Origin of the sequence: Microbacterium kunmingense, from assembly GCF_023155745.1 — a bacterium.
GTDB lineage: Bacteria > Actinomycetota > Actinomycetes > Actinomycetales > Microbacteriaceae > Microbacterium > Microbacterium kunmingense.
Map to the genome: position 1 here is coordinate 1 of NZ_JAKNUS010000014.1, position 16,598 is coordinate 16,598.

17 protein-coding genes are annotated in these 16,598 nt (G+C 66.8%); 6 read left to right on the forward strand and 11 right to left on the reverse strand.

Translation table 11 applies throughout. The features are described from left to right. A partial coding sequence (locus MA875_RS15965) for a TerC family protein (RefSeq protein WP_443677188.1) occupies positions 1-430 on the reverse strand: 430 nt, incomplete at its 3' end. A gap of 277 nt (positions 431-707) precedes the next feature. Between MA875_RS15965 and MA875_RS15970 the strand changes: the two genes are divergently transcribed. The 3 genes from MA875_RS15970 to MA875_RS15980 all read left to right on the forward strand — a co-directional run bounded on the left by MA875_RS15970 (position 708) and on the right by MA875_RS15980 (position 2,468). Then, a complete protein-coding gene (locus tag MA875_RS15970) occupies positions 708-1,163 on the forward strand; it encodes a hypothetical protein (protein ID WP_248243245.1) in 456 nt (151 codons plus the stop codon). A gap of 202 nt (positions 1,164-1,365) precedes the next feature. Further along, positions 1,366-1,902 (forward strand): hypothetical protein, encoded by a 537-nt coding sequence (locus MA875_RS15975; RefSeq protein WP_248243246.1) that lies wholly within the window; start codon positions 1,366-1,368, stop codon positions 1,900-1,902. A 188-nt stretch (positions 1,903-2,090) separates the two neighbouring features. After that, positions 2,091-2,468, forward strand: coding sequence for a DUF7882 family protein (locus tag MA875_RS15980; protein ID WP_248243247.1), 378 nt, complete (start codon positions 2,091-2,093; stop codon positions 2,466-2,468). A gap of 27 nt (positions 2,469-2,495) precedes the next feature. Here the strand turns inward: MA875_RS15980 and MA875_RS15985 are convergent, their stop codons facing one another. Both MA875_RS15985 and MA875_RS15990 read right to left on the reverse strand, forming a co-directional pair. Then, positions 2,496-3,398 carry a phosphotransferase gene (locus MA875_RS15985; RefSeq protein WP_248243248.1) on the reverse strand — a complete coding sequence of 301 codons (903 nt, stop codon included), beginning with the start codon at positions 3,396-3,398 and terminating at the stop codon, positions 2,496-2,498. Positions 3,399-3,618: 220 nt separating this feature from the next. After that, positions 3,619-4,395, reverse strand: coding sequence for a mechanosensitive ion channel family protein (locus MA875_RS15990; protein ID WP_248243249.1), 777 nt, complete (start codon positions 4,393-4,395; stop codon positions 3,619-3,621). Between the two features lie 236 nt (positions 4,396-4,631). Between MA875_RS15990 and MA875_RS15995 the strand changes: the two genes are divergently transcribed. The 3 genes from MA875_RS15995 (at position 4,632) to MA875_RS16005 (ending at position 6,984) form a co-directional block, all read left to right on the forward strand. Further along, complete coding sequence (locus tag MA875_RS15995; RefSeq protein ID WP_248243250.1) at positions 4,632-5,348, forward strand: TetR/AcrR family transcriptional regulator; 717 nt, start codon at positions 4,632-4,634, stop codon at positions 5,346-5,348. Positions 5,349-5,463: 115 nt separating this feature from the next. Then, entirely contained in the window at positions 5,464-6,126 is a 663-nt protein-coding gene (locus MA875_RS16000; RefSeq protein WP_248243251.1) for a hypothetical protein, read from the forward strand. 54 nt (positions 6,127-6,180) lie between these two features. Continuing rightward, positions 6,181-6,984: a DUF2382 domain-containing protein gene (locus MA875_RS16005; RefSeq protein ID WP_248243252.1), complete on the forward strand. Its 804-nt coding sequence runs from the start codon at positions 6,181-6,183 to the stop codon at positions 6,982-6,984. A gap of 429 nt (positions 6,985-7,413) precedes the next feature. On the opposite strand, the gene MA875_RS17875 is transcribed toward MA875_RS16005, so the two are convergent. The 8 genes from MA875_RS17875 to MA875_RS17945 all read right to left on the reverse strand — a co-directional run bounded on the left by MA875_RS17875 (position 7,414) and on the right by MA875_RS17945 (position 16,481). Further along, positions 7,414-8,103 (reverse strand): DUF4913 domain-containing protein, encoded by a 690-nt coding sequence (locus MA875_RS17875; RefSeq protein WP_308221545.1) that lies wholly within the window; start codon positions 8,101-8,103, stop codon positions 7,414-7,416. Beyond that, on the reverse strand, positions 8,103-9,890 hold the full coding sequence (locus MA875_RS16015; protein ID WP_248243253.1) for a type IV secretory system conjugative DNA transfer family protein: 1,788 nt from the start codon (positions 9,888-9,890) through the stop codon (positions 8,103-8,105). The genes MA875_RS17875 and MA875_RS16015 overlap by 1 nt, the downstream gene beginning before the upstream one ends. Next, positions 9,887-11,515, reverse strand: a complete 1,629-nt coding sequence (locus MA875_RS16020) for a putative type IV secretion/conjugal transfer ATPase (protein WP_248243254.1) — start codon at positions 11,513-11,515, stop codon at positions 9,887-9,889. The genes MA875_RS16015 and MA875_RS16020 overlap by 4 nt, the downstream gene beginning before the upstream one ends. A gap of 142 nt (positions 11,516-11,657) precedes the next feature. After that, positions 11,658-13,169: an SCO6880 family protein gene (locus MA875_RS16025; RefSeq protein WP_248243255.1), complete on the reverse strand. Its 1,512-nt coding sequence runs from the start codon at positions 13,167-13,169 to the stop codon at positions 11,658-11,660. Beyond that, a complete protein-coding gene (locus tag MA875_RS16030) occupies positions 13,169-14,731 on the reverse strand; it encodes a TrbL/VirB6 family protein (protein WP_248243256.1) in 1,563 nt (520 codons plus the stop codon). The genes MA875_RS16025 and MA875_RS16030 overlap by 1 nt, the downstream gene beginning before the upstream one ends. A 58-nt stretch (positions 14,732-14,789) precedes the next feature. Then, positions 14,790-15,542, reverse strand: a complete 753-nt coding sequence (locus MA875_RS16035) for a DUF8175 domain-containg protein (protein ID WP_248243257.1) — start codon at positions 15,540-15,542, stop codon at positions 14,790-14,792. 13 nt (positions 15,543-15,555) lie between these two features. Continuing rightward, entirely contained in the window at positions 15,556-15,858 is a 303-nt protein-coding gene (locus MA875_RS16040) for a hypothetical protein (protein WP_248243258.1), read from the reverse strand. Positions 15,859-15,869: 11 nt separating this feature from the next. Further along, positions 15,870-16,481: a DUF6668 family protein gene (locus MA875_RS17945; protein ID WP_372492600.1), complete on the reverse strand. Its 612-nt coding sequence runs from the start codon at positions 16,479-16,481 to the stop codon at positions 15,870-15,872. Positions 16,482-16,598: the final 117 nt, after the last annotated feature.

Below are 16,598 nucleotides of genomic sequence, written 5' to 3' on the forward strand. Positions count from 1 at the left end.
TGCCGGTGAGGATGAGGAACGCGGCGAAGACGTAGAGGATCCACGAGAAGTTCTCGATGAGCGCGGCGCCGGCGGCGATGAAGATCCCGCGGAAGACGAGGGCGCCGAGGACACCGAGGAAGAGCACCCGGTGCTGGTACTCGCGCGGGACGGCGAAGGCGGCGAAGATGATCGCCCAGACGAAGACGTTGTCGACGGCGAGGGATTTCTCGATCACATATCCGGCGAAGTACTGCTGACCGAACTCCGCACCCCACGAGTTCCAGACGACGATGCCGAAGGTGATGCCGGACAGCACCCAGACGACCGACCAGGCCGCGGCCTCGCGGACGCCGATCACGTGGGCTTTGCGGTGGGCGACGAGATCGACCACGAGCATCGCGACGATCACGCCGAGGACGACGAACCACGCCCAGAGCGGGACGGACATGAGAAAACCTCCACGAATGTCGTGAAGGTCTCATCGGCGTCCGTTGCCCGCGCACCGGGTCACGTCGGGTGACCGTACTGTCGATGCGTCGCGAGGATTACTCCCCCTCGCACGACATGAAACACCAGAAGCACGCTTCAGGTCATGTGATACCCGGCACCGACACCTGGAAGGCGAGGTCCCGGGGTACGCTCACGCCATCAGAGACCTACCCGCGAGGTGCACCGTGACCCAAAAACTAGATGGTGTCGACGCAGCGCTGCGTCGATGGCCGTGGGTGTCCCGCGCCATCAACGCCGAGGCAGTCTACGGAACCGTCCTCACCGCAGGAGTCATCTCGGCGTTTTCGTTGTACAACGAAGGGATCCTTGCGCTCATCCTGCGCACCTCCGGCACCGTGCTGGTGTTCTGGATCGCCCACGTGTATGCCGAGATCGTCGGCAACCGTGACAGTGGATGGCGCCTCGCGGTGCGGGAAGCGCTGCAGCGATCGGCGGGGTTGTTGTGGGCGCTGATCGTCCCCCTTGTCACTCTCGCAACGGCGGCGGTCCTCCGCACCACCGAGAACACCGCTGTCGACATGGCGCTGTGGGCGTGTGTCGGGACCCTTGCGCTTTTGGGCTGGTGGGCCGCCCGGCAACGCCACGCCCGCCTCCCCGGCAAGATCCTCACCGCCGCGGGCACCGCCACGCTCGGCCTTGCCCTGATCACCCTTAAAGCCTTCGTGCATTGACGCACCCTCGGAGGTTTCGAGCTCTCAACGCGGTCTCATCCAAATCCAGAACGAAAGCAGAATCGTTCCCATCAGACCCGTCGACGGTTTGTGTTGCCCGTGACACCATTGGACGACGTCCCGAAGGCGCGGGTTTGTGACGTCGCGACGCGCGCGGTGGTCAGACGGGGTTTCCCTTCCGGGGAGGGTCAGAGTGCGGTACGTGTTGGGTGACCTCGACGTCAACGACTACGTCCAAGCGTGGCTGCGTCACCTTGCCACCGGAGATGTGGCCCGGCGGGATCTTCTCCTTGCCGCGGCGGAGGATTCACCGTCCGGCGGGTACTTCCTGATCAGTAACGTCGGCCTCAAACCGGGATTCGCTTTCGCGGCAACAGAGCAACTGGTCCTATACGCCGTGCTGACCGTGTATCAGGACATGGACCTGCGATGGGTGGAACGACCCTGGCAAGGCATCGATCATCATCTCCAACACGCATTCGCCTACGCCAACGACCTGGGCCGCACCGGGGTGGCCAGGGTCCTGCTGGAGCGGATCGCCGAACGCAGCGCCGCCCCCCAGTTACCGTCACACAATCCGCTGCTTCCCGCGCCCTCCCCCGCTGACCCCGCAAAGCTTGCCGCCCATGATCGTGCGGTCGCCGAAGCGATCGACCGTGACATCCAAGCCGCGGCACGCCTTTACCCCAGCCTCTCCTTGGACACCATCCTTCTTAGCAACGAGCCGATCGACGAATAGTCTCCGCAATACCGGATCCGCGACCCTGGCGCCGAGTTTCGGGTGGTGGACCTTCCCGAGCCCCGCTCTCGTGGGCGATGTCACGGACGCGGACCACCCCTAGACTTACGCCGTACGCAGGGTTTAGCTCGCATGCTTGTCAGCCTGCGTCCGCTGGTTCATTGGCTTGGTTTGACGGAGGGTAGGACGTGGGTCATCTCATTTACGGGGTCGCACCAGCGATCCGCATCAACGATCGTGCGCTGCGGCATCTGCAGGCGGTGGTGATGAGCAAACTGCGCCGCAATGAGAGCTTCAGTTACGAGTGGCACTCCGAGCCGGATGTTGATGGCGACGACGCGATCAACAAGGGTGGTGAGTTCGGGTCGATATGGATCTCCCAATCCACATCACTGTATTTCAGCTACGACAAAGCCCCCGACGACGCCTTCAACATGGCGTGGTTGAAACTTCTCAGCGAGACCGTCGCCAGCACGGGTCGACTCCGCCTGCTCCCCGAGCCCGGCAAAACCGAACCCCCTCAACAGCCAACCCGACGTCACCTCCGATCTGCCCCCGGCATGTGACGCAAAGCCCGGGTAATCTGATCCGCCTTACCCCTGGTGGATGTCGGGGGCGGTGAGGAGGCGGTGGAGGGTGGTTTCACCGAGGGCGGCCATGGCGGGGTTGGTGGTGCGGTAGTACCAGACCAGCCCGATGGCCTGGATGAATGCCCAGGCGGCGCCGCGGGCCCATTCCACCGGGCTGGACTGTAACGCTCCCCGGAACACGGTGCGGGCGGGGTGATCAAAAAGATGCCACCCGCAGACGAGGTCTAAGGCGGGGTCGGCCGGTCCGAACCAGCCAGCATCGAGCACACCCGCCAACCGGTCGCGGTCGACGATGAGGTTGAAGGGGGTGAGGTCGCTGTGGGTCATCAGGTGCGGCCGGCTGGGCGGGAGGTCACGGAAGTACTCCCACAGCTGTCGCATTTCTCCGGTGTCCATCAGGGGGTCGGTTTGGGTGAGGCAGTGGGCAACCCAGGTGTCGTGGTCGCCGAGGTTTCCACCCCTCCCCCGGCCACGGAATGTGCGGCCCTTCACCGGGGTTCGGCGCAGGGTCTGGATGAGGTCGGCGAGATCGAAGGCGATACCGGCTGAGTCCGCGACACTGGTGGGCGTGGCGACATCGCCGGGCACCCAGGTCTGCACCATCCACGGCATCGGATACCCCGCGGCAGGGTGCCCGATCGCCACGGGGCGGGGCGCCGCGACCGGACACACCCCTTCGAACTCCACCAGCGCCGCCGCCTCCAACCGAACTGCTCTCCGCGCTGTGGCGAGGTCAGTGCGTTGGCGCGGGAATCGGGCGGTGAGGGTGTCCCCAATGCGGTAAATCGTATTCACCGTCCCGGTACCACCCACCGGGGTGACCTCCAGGTGCGCCCACCGGGGAAACTGTTCCGTGATCAAAACCTTCGCGGTGGCAAGGTCGACGGTCACTTCATCAGCGTGCATCCTCGTCTCTCCTCCGACAATGATGGTGACGGTCCCAGACACCGATCATCCCGTCAAGCCTCCTTTCCTGTCGCCCGCTCGCGGTCCCGGGTCCTCGACGCGCCGCTCCAGCAGGTGTCGGCCCTGACCCCTTCTTTGGGGCGCCGGCACCCGGAACGCTCAACCCGGGAGCGGTGCGCCGCAGATGGGCGCCGCTCCCAGGTTGACCCACGGGGATGGGCTAGGGGCGAGGGGAACGCGGGGGCTGCTGCGGCTGCTCGCGGGTGGCGTACTGCACCCGGTTGGTGAGCTGCTGTGCCTGCTCCCCTACGGTGGGGGCGTTTTGTGCTTCCTGCTTGATCTTGGGGGCTTCCTGCTCAGCTTTGGTGAGCATTGCTTCCCACCGCTGCTGCATGGGCTTGATCAGTCCGCCGCCGGCGCCGACGATGATGACGCCGGCGATGATCGCGAGCACGGCGATCAGGATCGGGGTGGTAACAGTGGTGGCGACCTCGATCTGGTTCAACGCTGCGGTGACACCGAGGAACAGGATGAACACCGCCACGATGTTGGCGAGGATCTTGCCGTAGGACAGCCCGCTGAGGGTGTTCTGAATCAGGGTCTTCGCGCCGGCCGCGATCGCTGCGGCGATCACGATGATGACGATGGCGACAATGATCTTGGGCAGGAAGGCGATGATCCCTTCCAGCAGGTCGCTGACCGGGTTGGGGCCGAACACCCCGAACGCGAACTGCAGCACGAACAGCACCAGGGTGTAGTAGACGATCTTCGCCACGATGTCCGACGCGTCCAGCTTCGACTTCGCCAGCGCACGCTTGATCCCGCCGCGTTCCACCGCCCGGTCAAACCCGACCTTTTCCAGTAGCTTCTCCAACCCCTTTGACAAGAGCTTGGCGACAATCAGACCCACGATCAGGATGATCAGGAACAACAACAACTGCGGAACGAACCGGGCCACCGCGGCCAGTCCATCCTGCAACGGCTCAACAACATTCATTGTCAGACTCTCTCTTCACACACCACCGCTGAGGGCCGTTCGCGGCCTCTCGCGGTGTCACCGCCGGGTGCGGCTTACACCGTAAGCATGTCGGACCGGGTCGGATCGGCCCCCTGGATTGACACGTGCAGGCATGCTCCGCTAGCAAACGCGCCAACCGGTCCCCTCTCGTTCGGTGTTCCGGGCGCCCCGCGCAAGGGGAGCCACGTTGTTTCGGGATAGGAGAGAGTGGAGGTATGGCACGGTCAGGGAAAGCAGCAACGCCGAAGACGGCCGGAAAGGGTTTGAGTCGGGAGCTGATTGTCACCACGGCGCTGGAGCAGATCGATCGGTCTGGCGCGCAAGGGCTCTCGATGCGGTCGCTCGCGCGGGAGCTTGGGGTGGAGGCGATGTCGCTGTACCGGCACGTCCACGGCCGGGAAGATCTCCTCGAAGGTGTCGTCGGTCTGCTGATGGCAGATCTCACCGCCGACCTCGATGACGAGCTCACCGAGCACTGGCAAGGGTTCTTGCAATTGGTCGCCCATCGCGTCCGGCAGATCGCCGTGGATCACCCCCGCGCGTTTCCCCTGGTCGCCACCCGACACCCCGCGGCGCCGTGGCTGCGGCCGCCGCTTCGGAGTGTCGACGTAGTTAACACCTTCCTCACCGAGCTGCTGCGTCACGGTTTCACCGACACCCAGGCCGTGGACGCGTACCGGTCCTTCAGCAGCTTCCTCCTCGGACACCTGCTCCTAGAAGCTGCCGTCCGCGGCGCCGAGACCGCGCCCGTAGAAGAACCTCTCGACGAGGGCGACGCTGACCTGCCCGAACGCGACGGGCAGACAGACCTCAGCGACGCGCCGGAGGTAGTGCGCCTTCGCCCACTCCTCAGCGAGGACCGCGCCGCCGACGAATTCGAAGTGTCGTTAGAGGCCCTGCTGGACCGCCTCAACCACGAACTCACTCAGTAACCGCTCCTGCGGTGATCGCAGTGCTTACGGTGTAAGCGGGACGGAACTGTACGCGGTCGCGGTGGGGTTGGCAACCGCCCTGCGCGTTCCGGTCAAGGGCTGTTTTCCTCGACGCATGAGCAGCAACGACACCCCCGACCGGCGCCCGCCCGGCACACCCGTCTATGACGCCACCTCCGATAGCGCCGCCGTCCCCGTCGACACCACCCACACCGCACGCAGCGACGTTCTTGAGCGGGAAAAAGCCGAGTTCGGCGGCTTCAAGTTCGGGTCGGCGTTTTTCGGGTGGCTCACCGCGATGGGCACCACCGTGCTCCTGACCGCCCTCGTCGCCGCGATCGGCGGAGCCATCGGCCTGAGCACCGAGACCACCCCCACCGAAGCCGCGGACGCCGCAGCGCAGAACACCGGCACCGTGACCGTGGTAAGCGCGATCGTGATCGGGCTGGTGCTGTTGATCGGCTACTTCGCCGGCGGGTATGTCGCCGGCCGGATGGCACGCTTCAGCGGCGCCAAACAGGGCATCGCGGTGTGGTTGTGGGCGATCATCATCGCCATCGTCGTGGCCATCATCACCGCCATCGCTGGAGCCCAGTGGGACATCCTCTCCACCCTGCAAGGATTCCCCCGCATCCCCGTCACCCCCGAAACAGCCACCACCACCGGGATCCTCACCGCCCTCGGCGCCGCGATCATCACCCTCGTCGGCGCGGTCCTCGGTGGCCTTGCCGGGATGCGCTACCACCGCAAGGTCGACCGGGTCGGACTCGGCCGCTAACCCACCTCCCGCCTACCCCCGCCACCCTTCTCCTCACGAAAGGCACGCATCAGCATGATCAGCGAACAGAACATTTCCCGCCTCATCGGCGGAAACGTCACCGACACCGACGGACACAAGATCGGCACGATCGGCCAGATCTACGTCGACCCCGACACCGGACGCCCCAACTGGGCCACCGTCGTCACCGGTCTGTTCGGCACCTCGGAGTCCTTCGTTCCCCTCCGCGACGCCGAAACAACCCCGGACGGGGACCTGCAGGTCCCCTACTCCAAGGACCAGGTCAAAGACGCCCCCCGCGTCGACTCCGACGCCGAGCTCAGCGACGCAGAAGAAGACCGACTGTACGAGTACTACGGTCTCATGGGCGCTTCCTCACACGACCACTCCCCGACCGAAGTCACCGGCCCGGCCGCGGCGACCGAAACCGGCAACGTCGACGACGTCGCGGAGGGGTATGACACGTCAGGGCCGACCACCGATGACGCGATGACCCGGTCCGAGGAGCAGCTTCGGGTCGGTACAGAACGTGTCGAGACTGGTCGCGCCCGGCTCCGGAAATACGTCGTCACCGAGCACGAGACCGTCACCGTCCCCGTCACCCGGGAAGAAGTACGGCTCGAGCGGGAACCGATCACCGACGCCAACGCCTCCGACGCCCTGTCCGGGCCGGACATCAGTGAGGAAGAACACGAAATCGTCCTCACCGAAGAACGCCCCGTGATCGCCAAAGAAACCGTCCCGGTGGAGCGGGTGCGGCTAGACACCGAAACCGTCACCGACACGGAAACGGTCGACGTCGACATCCGCAAAGAGCAGATCGAACTCGACAGCGACACCCGCACCACCGACCGCTGACCAACTCGTGGCCCGACCGCGACAGGGGCGGACGGGCCACCACCCTCCTTCCGGAGCGGGCACCGGGTGAGCCCGCTCCGGAACCCCCCTCATTGCGCGCCGCCTCCAAATGCGTAACCTCCCTCACGCGGCAGGAGGTGGTTCGGCACCGGGTGAGCCCGCTCCGGAACCCCCCTTATTGCGCGCCGCCTCCAAATGCGTAACCTCCCTCACGCGGCAGGAGGTGGTTGTCGTTGTAGGACTCCTGCGACGTCACGATCGCAGGATGCTGAGTAAAGGCAGGCCCACTCAGGGTCAGCGAACTCGCGCTGAGTCAAAATCACCCAGACCACCCCGGCCGTCCGAAGTCCTTTCAGCGAATGTCCAGGAAAAATTTTCCAAAAGGTCGATTCGCAGGCCCGTGACTTGGCGATTTGGCCCGTCAGTTGGCTAGAAAAGCCCGGTCGGAGGTGCGGTGTACGGCAGCTCCGCACCCTTTGCGTCGTCGTTGGTGTTCATGCGGTCCTTTCCCAGTCCGGCTGCGGCGAAGGGGCCGTGTGGGTCGAGGAGGACGCTCATGTGGTGGTCGGCGTGGTCGCGGAGCCAGACGCTCGCTCCGGTGGCGGGGTCAAGGCGTAGGTGTTCCCATGCGCGCCAGAGCGCGTCGAGGCGGATGGTGGCTTCGGGGTAGTTCCACCAGTCGGCGGCCCATACGGCACGTTCCCCGTCGACGCGGCGGCGGTAGTTTTTTACGAGGTACTCGCGCACGAACTCATCGAGGGAGCCGTAGTACAGCGTCGGCTCCTCGTCAGCCGGCTCCTCGTCGAGCGCGTTCATCGCCGCGGTGACAGCGCGCCGCGCGGCCGTGGCCGCCCGCGCGTGCAGCTCCTCGACCACCGAGGGGTCCAGGGCCTCGTCGACTTCGGCCTGCACAGCGTCCTTGACCGCGCCCGTGATGGCCTTCTGCACTACGGCGCGAATGGCCGGGCCGGCGAGAGCGTTGGCGACATCGGCGATGTCGATGCCGAACAGCCGGCCGGACTCCCGTTCGGGAAGCTCCCCACCGGGTTCGTCGCGCTCGTCGAGCTCGTATGGCTGCGCCTCGATGCCGGGCTCCTCGTCGCCCCAATCGTTGCTCATCAGGCTGCGCCCTTCTCACTGTTTGCGATCGCAACCTTATGCATCGACTCTTGCGCCTGGATGATCGTTCGAGACGCCTGCGGGTCGTGAGCTGCGATCGACGCCTTGACCTTCTCGGCGTGCGGGCCGGTCATCCACGGCTGTGTGCGGATCAGCGTCGGCCGGTTCCCGGAGGAGAGCACCACGGCGCGACCCTTCGGCATCGCGGCGAGGTCGGCCACGTCCAGGATGCGCTCACGGTGAAGCTGCTGATTCACGCTGCGCCCACCCCGGCCGGAGGACACTGACGACGCCTGACGGTCGTAGTCACCGATCAGCTTCGACAGGCTTTCCAGGAACGCATCTTCGGAGACGCCGCCGCCGTAGACCTTGACGTTCGAGGCGCTCCATAGCTTTCGCATCCCCGACTCTCCCCACACGTCGACCCCTTGGGACCATGACTGCAGGATGGTCATCAGCACGATTCCGCGCGAACCGTAGTGGCTGTAGAGGTTCGGCAGCTCACGCCACCGGCACACGTTCGCGGCCTCGTCAAGAACGCCCAGGAGAGGCACCGACAGGCGTCCACCGGCGGAGCCGGCGGCCAGCTCCTCCGCGGCCTCCACCACGGCGACCGTGAGCGCCGTGACGAGCGGGCCGGCGGTCCCGCGACCCTCCTTGGAGAGTGAGTACAGGGTGCCGCCGTCGCGGACGAATGCGGCGGGGTCGAACTGGGGGCGAAGGTCAGACGGCCCTTGCGGGTTCACCCAGGCGGCCACCTGGCGGTTGGTGAGGCACGACGCCATCTGCTGCGCGGTGCCGTAGATGCCGCCGCGCTGCTTTTCCGGGGCGGTGATGACACCGCGTACCTGGTCGGCGGTGAGGGTGTGGCCGTGCCGGCGGAGGATGCTGATCGGTTCCTCCTCCGTGGGGCGGGTGAGCCAGGTGTAGACGTCGGTGATCGGGCGTGCGTCGAGCGCGGCTGCGAGGAGGAGCCCTGCGAGGAGATCCTGCCCGGCGGGGTCGAAGTAGGCATCCGTCTTAGCGCCGGGGTCGCGGGAGCCGGAGGCGAAGTGGTCGGCCAGCTTGGCTGCGCGAACCTCGTCGGTGACGTAGCTGAGCGGGTTCCACCACCACGTAGGGTTCTCGAGCGCGATTCCCTGCGGGTCGAACACCCAGACCGGGCCGGCCTCCGCGCGCACGTCGCGGGTCGCGTCGACGACGTCGCGCTTGTTTGAGGTCACGAGAACACCCCCGGGGGCGTCCAGGATCGCCGGGACGGCTCGAGAGGTCGTCTTACCGGTGCGGGGCCCCCAGATGTCGATGTGCATGTCCTCCCACGTGCCGTAGAGCGGCATCTGACCGAGGGTCTTGCCGATCGGCACGCCGAGAGAGCCGGTGACGCCGAGCCGGGTCGCTTGGGCCTGCGCGTTGCGCTTGCTCAGGCCTTCGACGTCTTTCCCCCGGCCCATGTAGCTGCTGGCGCGGTCGACGCGGGTACGGCCCTTCCGGTAGCGCACGACGCCGACGATCGCCAGCACCACGAGGGCGAGGACGATCGCCAGGAGCACCGCGACGATCCAGGTCGCGGATGCCGGCCACGGCACCCGACCGAGGATCACGCCGAGGGTGAACGCGAACGGGTCGCTGGGCAGCAGGGCGCCGGTTCCGTCGAGCTGGTGCCCGAGGCGCACCGCCACGTTCAGAACGACGACCGCGGCCACGACGCCACCGATCCCCACGATGAGCATCAGCGTCTCCGCGCCGAAGCCGCCGGGGTCGCGGCGGCGGTTGTTCGGAGTGCTCATGACACCCTCTCCTCGTGCTCCTCGACCAGCTCCTCCACCGCACGCAGCGCGCGGCGTCCGGTGCGGGACTGTTCGTACCACCGCTGATTGGTGTCGCGGATCGAGCGCTCAGCCTCCGTCAGGCGAACCTCGACCGGGATACCCGGCCGAGTGCCGACTTTGACGAGGAACTTCCCGCGGCCCGGAGGGTCGACCTCGCGACCCGACGCGGCATCCCACGCGGGCGGGTCCTGCCAGCCCGTCAGTAGCTCTTGCTCGGCCTCCGAGAACGGGATGACCGTCGTCAGCTCCGGCATTTCGGTGTACGGCAAACCGCCGCACATCACCATGCCGGCGCGCTCCACGAAGCCCTTCGCCTTCAAACGGTCCTCCTCCGGGAGGGCGCTCAGGTCGGCCATCGTGTGCGAAATCATCGCCGTGCCGACGCCTACCTGACGGTTCAGGCGAGTGAGGAAGTCGACGCGATCGACGATGCCGTTCCCGGCGCGCAGCGCGCGCCACAGCTCGTCCATGATGACGAAGTAGTGCCGGCGCGGTTCCAGGCCGGCATCCGCGAGAACGTTCGCGATGTTCACCGTGGCGAAGCCGTTCGACCAGCAGGCGAGCAGAGTCGCCGCACGCAGATCGCCCTCAGCCTCACCGATGGCCGAAATGTCGTACACCACCGGGCGATCGAGCCGCATGGGGTTGGTGGTGTGCTTGGAGAACATTTCGCCCAAGCGCCCACCGCGGGAGAGGCTGATGAGCGACGCTTCCAGCCCGCGCGTGGTCCGCTGATACTCGCCCCAGTCGCCACGGTCGACGGCCACCTGGCGCAGCTCCTCCGGCCCCTTCTGCACGACGGCGAGGAGGTCGGCCAGCACGGGGATGCCGTCGAACTCACGATCGAGGTAGCGCAGCGCCTGGTCGATGATCGATTCCTCGACGTCGGTCGGAGCGGACTTTCGGAGGATCGTCAGCAGGGACGACACCATCGCGAGCCGGCGGCCGTGAGCGTCCTCCAGGACCTCGCCGGCCTCCTTCTCGAATCCGGCCTCGACGAGCCGCTGAGCGGCCTCCTTCGCCTCGCCGGGGTCGAGCACGTTCAGATACCCGCGGCCGCGACCGAGGGTGATGACCTGACCGCCGAGCGCGCGAATGACCTCCACATAGTCGGGGCGCAGATCACCCAACACGAGAGGCTGCACGCCATAACCGGCGAGGCCGATCGCCATACGGGCGACGGCCGTCGACTTCCCGAGGCCCGGCTTGCCGAGCACGAACAGCGACGGGTTGCTGATGAGCTTCGCGCGCTGGAACCACGAAATCGGGTCGCAGCACAACGTCGCCCCAGTGTGAATGTGCCGCCCCAGCGGGACACCGACCATCGGAGTGCCGGCACCGATCGAGTACGGCCACAGGCCGCACACCTGAACGGTCGTGCCGCGCCACTCGGCGGGCGGCTGGATGAAGTTCGACATGCCGCCGCCGGGGCCGCTCCACCCGCGAGAGGTCAGCGCCCCGGCCGACGTCGACGAGCCCGCATCCGTGTCCTTCCGGCCAGTGCGCACGAACAGCAGAGCACCGACGATCACGAGCACGACGAGCCCGCCGAGGACGGAGAGAGCAATCTGATCAGGGGTCATGATGCAAACTTCCGACGGGTGTCGACGGGCCGCCGGGCGAATGTCGGCGGCGGTTGAATCATGAGTCGCTTGACAGACGCGCCGCGGCCGCGCCCAGGGCGACCGAGCGCGAACATCGGTACGGCGGGAATGGGATTGGTCATCACACACGCTCCCTCAGCGCCGCAGGGACGGCAACGTGCTTGGTCAGCACGAGGCCCAGCGGTAGCGCGGCGGCGAAAGCACTGTCCTGCGATCCGTAGACGGGCCGCAGGCGAAGCCGCGCGGTCGCGCCGAGGTTGTCGACCGCGGCGCGGGCGTCAGCCTCCTTGGCCGGGTCGAGCACGGTCGCGGTGACGAGGATGCCGAAGTTCACCAGGCCCGCGCCCGATGCCTCCTCCGCTTCCGTTGCCTGAGCCGACCGCAGCGCGAGGGTGTCGCGTGCCGCGGGCTTGCGGGTCGACGTGGCCTTGAACTCGGCAGCGCGCACGTCCGACTGCACGAGTGTTGCCGCCCGCGCCGGGTCAATCGGCTTGTAGAGCAGCGTGACGCGCTTGCGGGCAATGTCGCGGTGCGGAGCCAGCAGCCGGGCGAGGACGCCCGACTGCACGAGCCCGCGGGGAGCCTGAGTCATCGCCCATGTGACCGACGTGGCCGAGTCGTGGCGGTAGCCGTCCCATCCGGCCTGCGCGGCCGTCGGGCCGACGTCGCTCCACCGCAGATCGGGCACTTCCCCGTTCGCGTGCGCGTCGTCGATGAGCGTCGCGGCGGCCGGGTCGTAGGCGACCCGGATCGTCTCGCACAGCTCTTGCGCCGACAGGGGACGCGCTGCGCCGGCGCCTGTCGCTTGCAAGCTCGCCGTCAAACCGGGCAGGCGAGCGGCGAGCTCGCGAGCCATTTCGTCGGGCTTGCGCGGTTTGGCACCCTTCCGGGGCGCGGCCGCGAACGTAAGTGCGACATACGCCTTCACCGTCGACGAGCCGGCGGGGTAACTCAGCACAACCTCGCCCAGCATCGCCTTGGCGAAGTCCGGGCCGTCGGGGTCGGTGTTCGTCTCAACCTCGCGGCGCAGCCGACGACCCGAGTCAGGGGCCGTCTCGACCGTGACCGCGGCCGCTTCCATATTCGGCTCATCACCGAGGTTCCGCAGCCAGTGGCCCCAGTCGGCCACCCACAGGTCGACTTGCTCCTGGTCGACGAGCGCCGCGCCGTCGGGCTCGGTGCCGATGACGATGGAGTACGTCTTAGCGTGCGGTGAGTAGATCATCGCAAACAGGCGAGCGTACGAGTCCTCGTGCTCGGAAAGCCGGGTCTGGGCACCGAGGCCCGGAAGCTGGTTCGTTCCCCAGTCGGAACGACCAAGCGGGCCGGAGCGGTAAACATTCGCGCGTCGACGCGTCGTTGACATCCACGCGACCCGATTCGCGGTGCGTGAGAGCACGCTGCGCCCGTCGCCGTCGCGAATGGTCAGCAGGAGGATCAGACCGCCGAACACCGCGGCAGTCACGGATGCCTCGATGATGCCTGTCGTCATCAGCACGACGATGACGATTAGCAATGCAACGAACATCAGGCCCGTGCCGACCGTCCCGAGCCCGAGAAGGCCGGGCGAGGTCGGCTGGCGCCAGTTCCCGTAAGTGCGTACGCCCCTACGGCTTGTCTCTACGGTCGCCATCAGCTCCCGCTCCCTTCACCTGTCGCTTGGTCACCGATGTTCCGAGCGGCCCCCGTGGCCGCCTGCCCTGCCTGCTTGGCCGCACCAAGCGCGACCCCCGCAGCCATACCGATCGGCCCGCCAGCGGCGCCGGCCGCGGCTCCCGCGGCAGCTCCACCACCGGCCGCAGCGCCGCCCGCAGCCGCGCCTCCACCAGCAGATGCCGCAGCAGCGCCCGTGCCGCCACCGGCCGCACCGAACGATGCCGCCGCGCCTTTCGTGCCGCCACCCGCAGCGCTAGACGCCTGCGCAGCTTGCGGCGCGGACTGACCGCCGCCGTTCGCGCCAGACGGGCCGGTGGAGCCCGTCGAACCGGTGGAGCCCGCGGAGCCGGAACCGCCCGACGATCCACCGCCGGAGCCGGTCGCCAGGCGACCCATCGACGCAGCACCCGTGGGGAGCGCAGCGAGGGCAGCCACGCCAAGAGCCCCGCCAGCACCGGCCGACATGGCCCCCACAAGCGGGGTCACGAACCGCATCAAAGCCGGCATCGCAAACAGCGCGAGCACCATCAGGATCAGCCCCGTCAGCACGGCGATGAAGCCTGTCCCGTCGTCTTGGAACACGTTCGTGCCGGCGAGCTGGAACGCCGCGGCGTAGACGATTGCCGCCGCCGGCTTATAGAGGATGAACGCGACCAGCCACCCGACGTTCTTCTTAAACCAGTTCTTGCCCATTTCGGTGTTGGTGGCCGCCGCGGACAGCGGAAGGATGCCCGTCAGGATGACGAGCATCCCGCCGCGCGCGATCATCAGCACGATTTGGAAGGCCGTCGCAAGGATCGCGATCAGCCCCAGAATGATGATGAGCAACGCGCCGAGCCCGCCCGTCGCCGGATTCGTCGTCAGCGCGAGCAGGGTCGCGATGTTGTTCCCGAAACACGCCGTATCGGTGCCCACGTCGCAGTTCAGCGCGCCGTTGAGAATCCACACGGAGAACGAGTCGAACGCCGATACGAGCAGCCCGACGATGGTCACGCCGGCACCCGCCACGACAATCAGAGTCAGCAGACTCTTGACCGTCTCCTTGCCCGGCTCCGCGCGCTGTTCCCACGCCATCCGAACGCCGCCGACGATGACGGACACGACCGCGGCGGCACCCATGTACCACCACAGCGACGACTGCAGAAACAGCACCGTGCCGCCCGCGCCCTGCGGCCCGTTCGGTAGCAAGCCTGTCACCAACGCCGTTGCGCCACTGATGAGGAAGATCGCGCCGAGCACGATCCCGAGTCGGCCCGCGGCCTGGAAGCCCTCACCGTTACGCATGCGCGTAGCGATGAGAGCCCCGAGAAGGATGATCGAGATAGCCGCGAACACGATCGCAATCCAGGTCACCCAGCCGAGCACCTGAATGATGCCGTCAGAGTTTGGAGCGGTTGTGCCAGCGGCGATCGACGAACCGCCCCCGGTGCCAGTGAGGTTCGGCGTGCCAACGTTGACCCACAGGGTGCCGAGGGATGCGACCGCCTTCCCGAAGGCTTCAAGTACTGCGTTCGCCATGTTCTCGATGGCGTCACCCACGGCATTGTTGACGGCATCGCCTACACAGGCGAGTGGGTCGGTGATACCGCAAGCCATGTCATGCCCCCCAGGGGATGTATCCCGACGTGTCGGGGATGGTCGCGAAGTCGAACGGGTTGGCGACGTTGGCGTTGATCTTCCAGTCGCCGTCCTCCCATATCAGCTCGTAGACCGTGGATGCAGTGATGGTCGTTCCCTCCGACGATCCGCGAACCGCCAGATCGACGCGGGCCGTCTCTCCGTCGTAGGAGAGCACGCGGAAGCCGACCACTTGCAGCCGAACGCCTGACGAGTCCGCGCCGCCGCCTACCTCAGAGAGGAGCGCGTCCCGGTAGGTTCCCTCGCTCAGCGCGTAGTCGATCCATGGCTGAACGAGGGCGCTGTCAGCCGGGACAGCAAGAGCCGTCGCGGCCGCAAAGAGGGCCCCGTGCGGTGAGTGCTGGAAGCATATTGGGTAGCCTTCCGAGCCGGTGTCGGCGGGACCGAACTCAGTAGACGTCGGGTACGCCACCGTGCGAACGAACGCCCACTCGGCGGCGGGAGCCGTTGTGACGTTGCCCGACAGGTCGACACCTTCGAGGCCACAAATGCTCGCGCCGCCCGCAGCCCCGGAAGGCTCCAGGGAAGGGGCGGCGCTGCTTGTGGCGCTGGATGACGGATCGGGAGTTGGCGGCGCGGCATCGTCCTCCCGATTCAGGTTGAGCACCGTCAGGACGATGGCCGTCACGATGAGCGCGGCGACCACCACCGCCCCGACGATGAAGCCGGGGCGGGTGAGTGGGTTCTGTTTGGCATCGTCGTTCTCAGCCATCACGGCTTTCCTTTCAGACTCCGGCGAGGATGCCGATCAGAGCGGCACCACCGCCGATCACGATGGCGCCGGCCATCGGCCAAAGGATTTTGGGTAGGGCGTCGTGTCCCTCGCCTCGGCGGAAGCTCACGGCGATGAGGATTCCGCCGACGATGATGGCGCCGCCGACGACGACGTAGCCGATCCACTTCAGCCACGCGAGGATTGTTGTGACGCCTTCGGTGCCCGGGGGCTGTTGAGGGTCCGGGTCGGGGATGACGCCGGCGAGGTTCACGGCGGTGTCGGACGCTGTCTGGATCACGTCGAGAACGGACATGTCGCTGCCTTTCAGTTGGAGGTACCAGCGGCACCGGTTTGGAGGATGGCGTGCAGTTCGTCGACGAGTCGCTGGACTGCGCGTGGTGCGTGTGAGTAAGCCGGCGGCTCCCCCACACGCCAGGCATCGACCCACGGCACCGACCAGGTGCGCGGGACTCCCCCGCTGACAACCTGCAACAGGTCGCGCAGGGGCCGAGGTGTGCGGCCCGGGGTGTCAGCCATGACAACCAAGCCGAGAACGTCCACCCACGGCACGAGGCCCGCAGCCCACTGTCGGACGGCGTTCTGAGCAGCACACAGCCCACGAGCGTCTGAGCGTGCAACCAAGACCGTTCTGGTGGGGGTGACTCCGGTGTGTGGCCAGGTGTGAGCTGCTGATCGCCATCCGGGTACGAGAGATGCAAGCGTCGATTCGCCCGCGCCACCGTGCGCGCCGATTATCCACAGGGGCGCCGAGGTCGTGTGTTCGCTTATGGGAAGCTGGTCGGCGCGATCCGGAGCCGGAACGCCGCGCTGCGGGGCAACCGGACCAAACGTGTCGGGTACGGCCGCGATGAGTGGAACGTCCACCGGAGCAGGCGTCGCGGGACGGGATAGCCACGGATTGAGCGGGTCGCTCATGTTGCCCCCTATGTACTGTGAGGTTCACCGAATACGGCAAGCCTAAGCCCCTATTGCCAAAACATAGAAGGGTTAACCCGAATGACCCCAAATCTATACAAATCAGCCGGAATGGGT

Coding starts and splice junctions, on each gene's coding strand:
- MA875_RS17875 (WP_308221545.1), bottom strand. CDS start 8,103: ATGAGCAACGATTGGGGCGACGAGGAGCCCGGCATCGAGGCGCAGCCA.
- MA875_RS15985 (WP_248243248.1), bottom strand. CDS start 3,398: ATGCACGCTGATGAAGTGACCGTCGACCTTGCCACCGCGAAGGTTTTG.
- MA875_RS16005 (WP_248243252.1), top strand. CDS start 6,181: ATGATCAGCGAACAGAACATTTCCCGCCTCATCGGCGGAAACGTCACC.
- MA875_RS16015 (WP_248243253.1), bottom strand. CDS start 9,890: ATGAGCACTCCGAACAACCGCCGCCGCGACCCCGGCGGCTTCGGCGCG.
- MA875_RS17945 (WP_372492600.1), bottom strand. CDS start 16,481: ATGAGCGACCCGCTCAATCCGTGGCTATCCCGTCCCGCGACGCCTGCT.
- MA875_RS16020 (WP_248243254.1), bottom strand. CDS start 11,515: ATGACCCCTGATCAGATTGCTCTCTCCGTCCTCGGCGGGCTCGTCGTG.
- MA875_RS16040 (WP_248243258.1), bottom strand. CDS start 15,858: ATGTCCGTTCTCGACGTGATCCAGACAGCGTCCGACACCGCCGTGAAC.
- MA875_RS16000 (WP_248243251.1), top strand. CDS start 5,464: ATGAGCAGCAACGACACCCCCGACCGGCGCCCGCCCGGCACACCCGTC.
- MA875_RS16025 (WP_248243255.1), bottom strand. CDS start 13,169: ATGGCGACCGTAGAGACAAGCCGTAGGGGCGTACGCACTTACGGGAAC.
- MA875_RS15990 (WP_248243249.1), bottom strand. CDS start 4,395: ATGAATGTTGTTGAGCCGTTGCAGGATGGACTGGCCGCGGTGGCCCGG.
- MA875_RS15995 (WP_248243250.1), top strand. CDS start 4,632: ATGGCACGGTCAGGGAAAGCAGCAACGCCGAAGACGGCCGGAAAGGGT.
- MA875_RS16035 (WP_248243257.1), bottom strand. CDS start 15,542: ATGGCTGAGAACGACGATGCCAAACAGAACCCACTCACCCGCCCCGGC.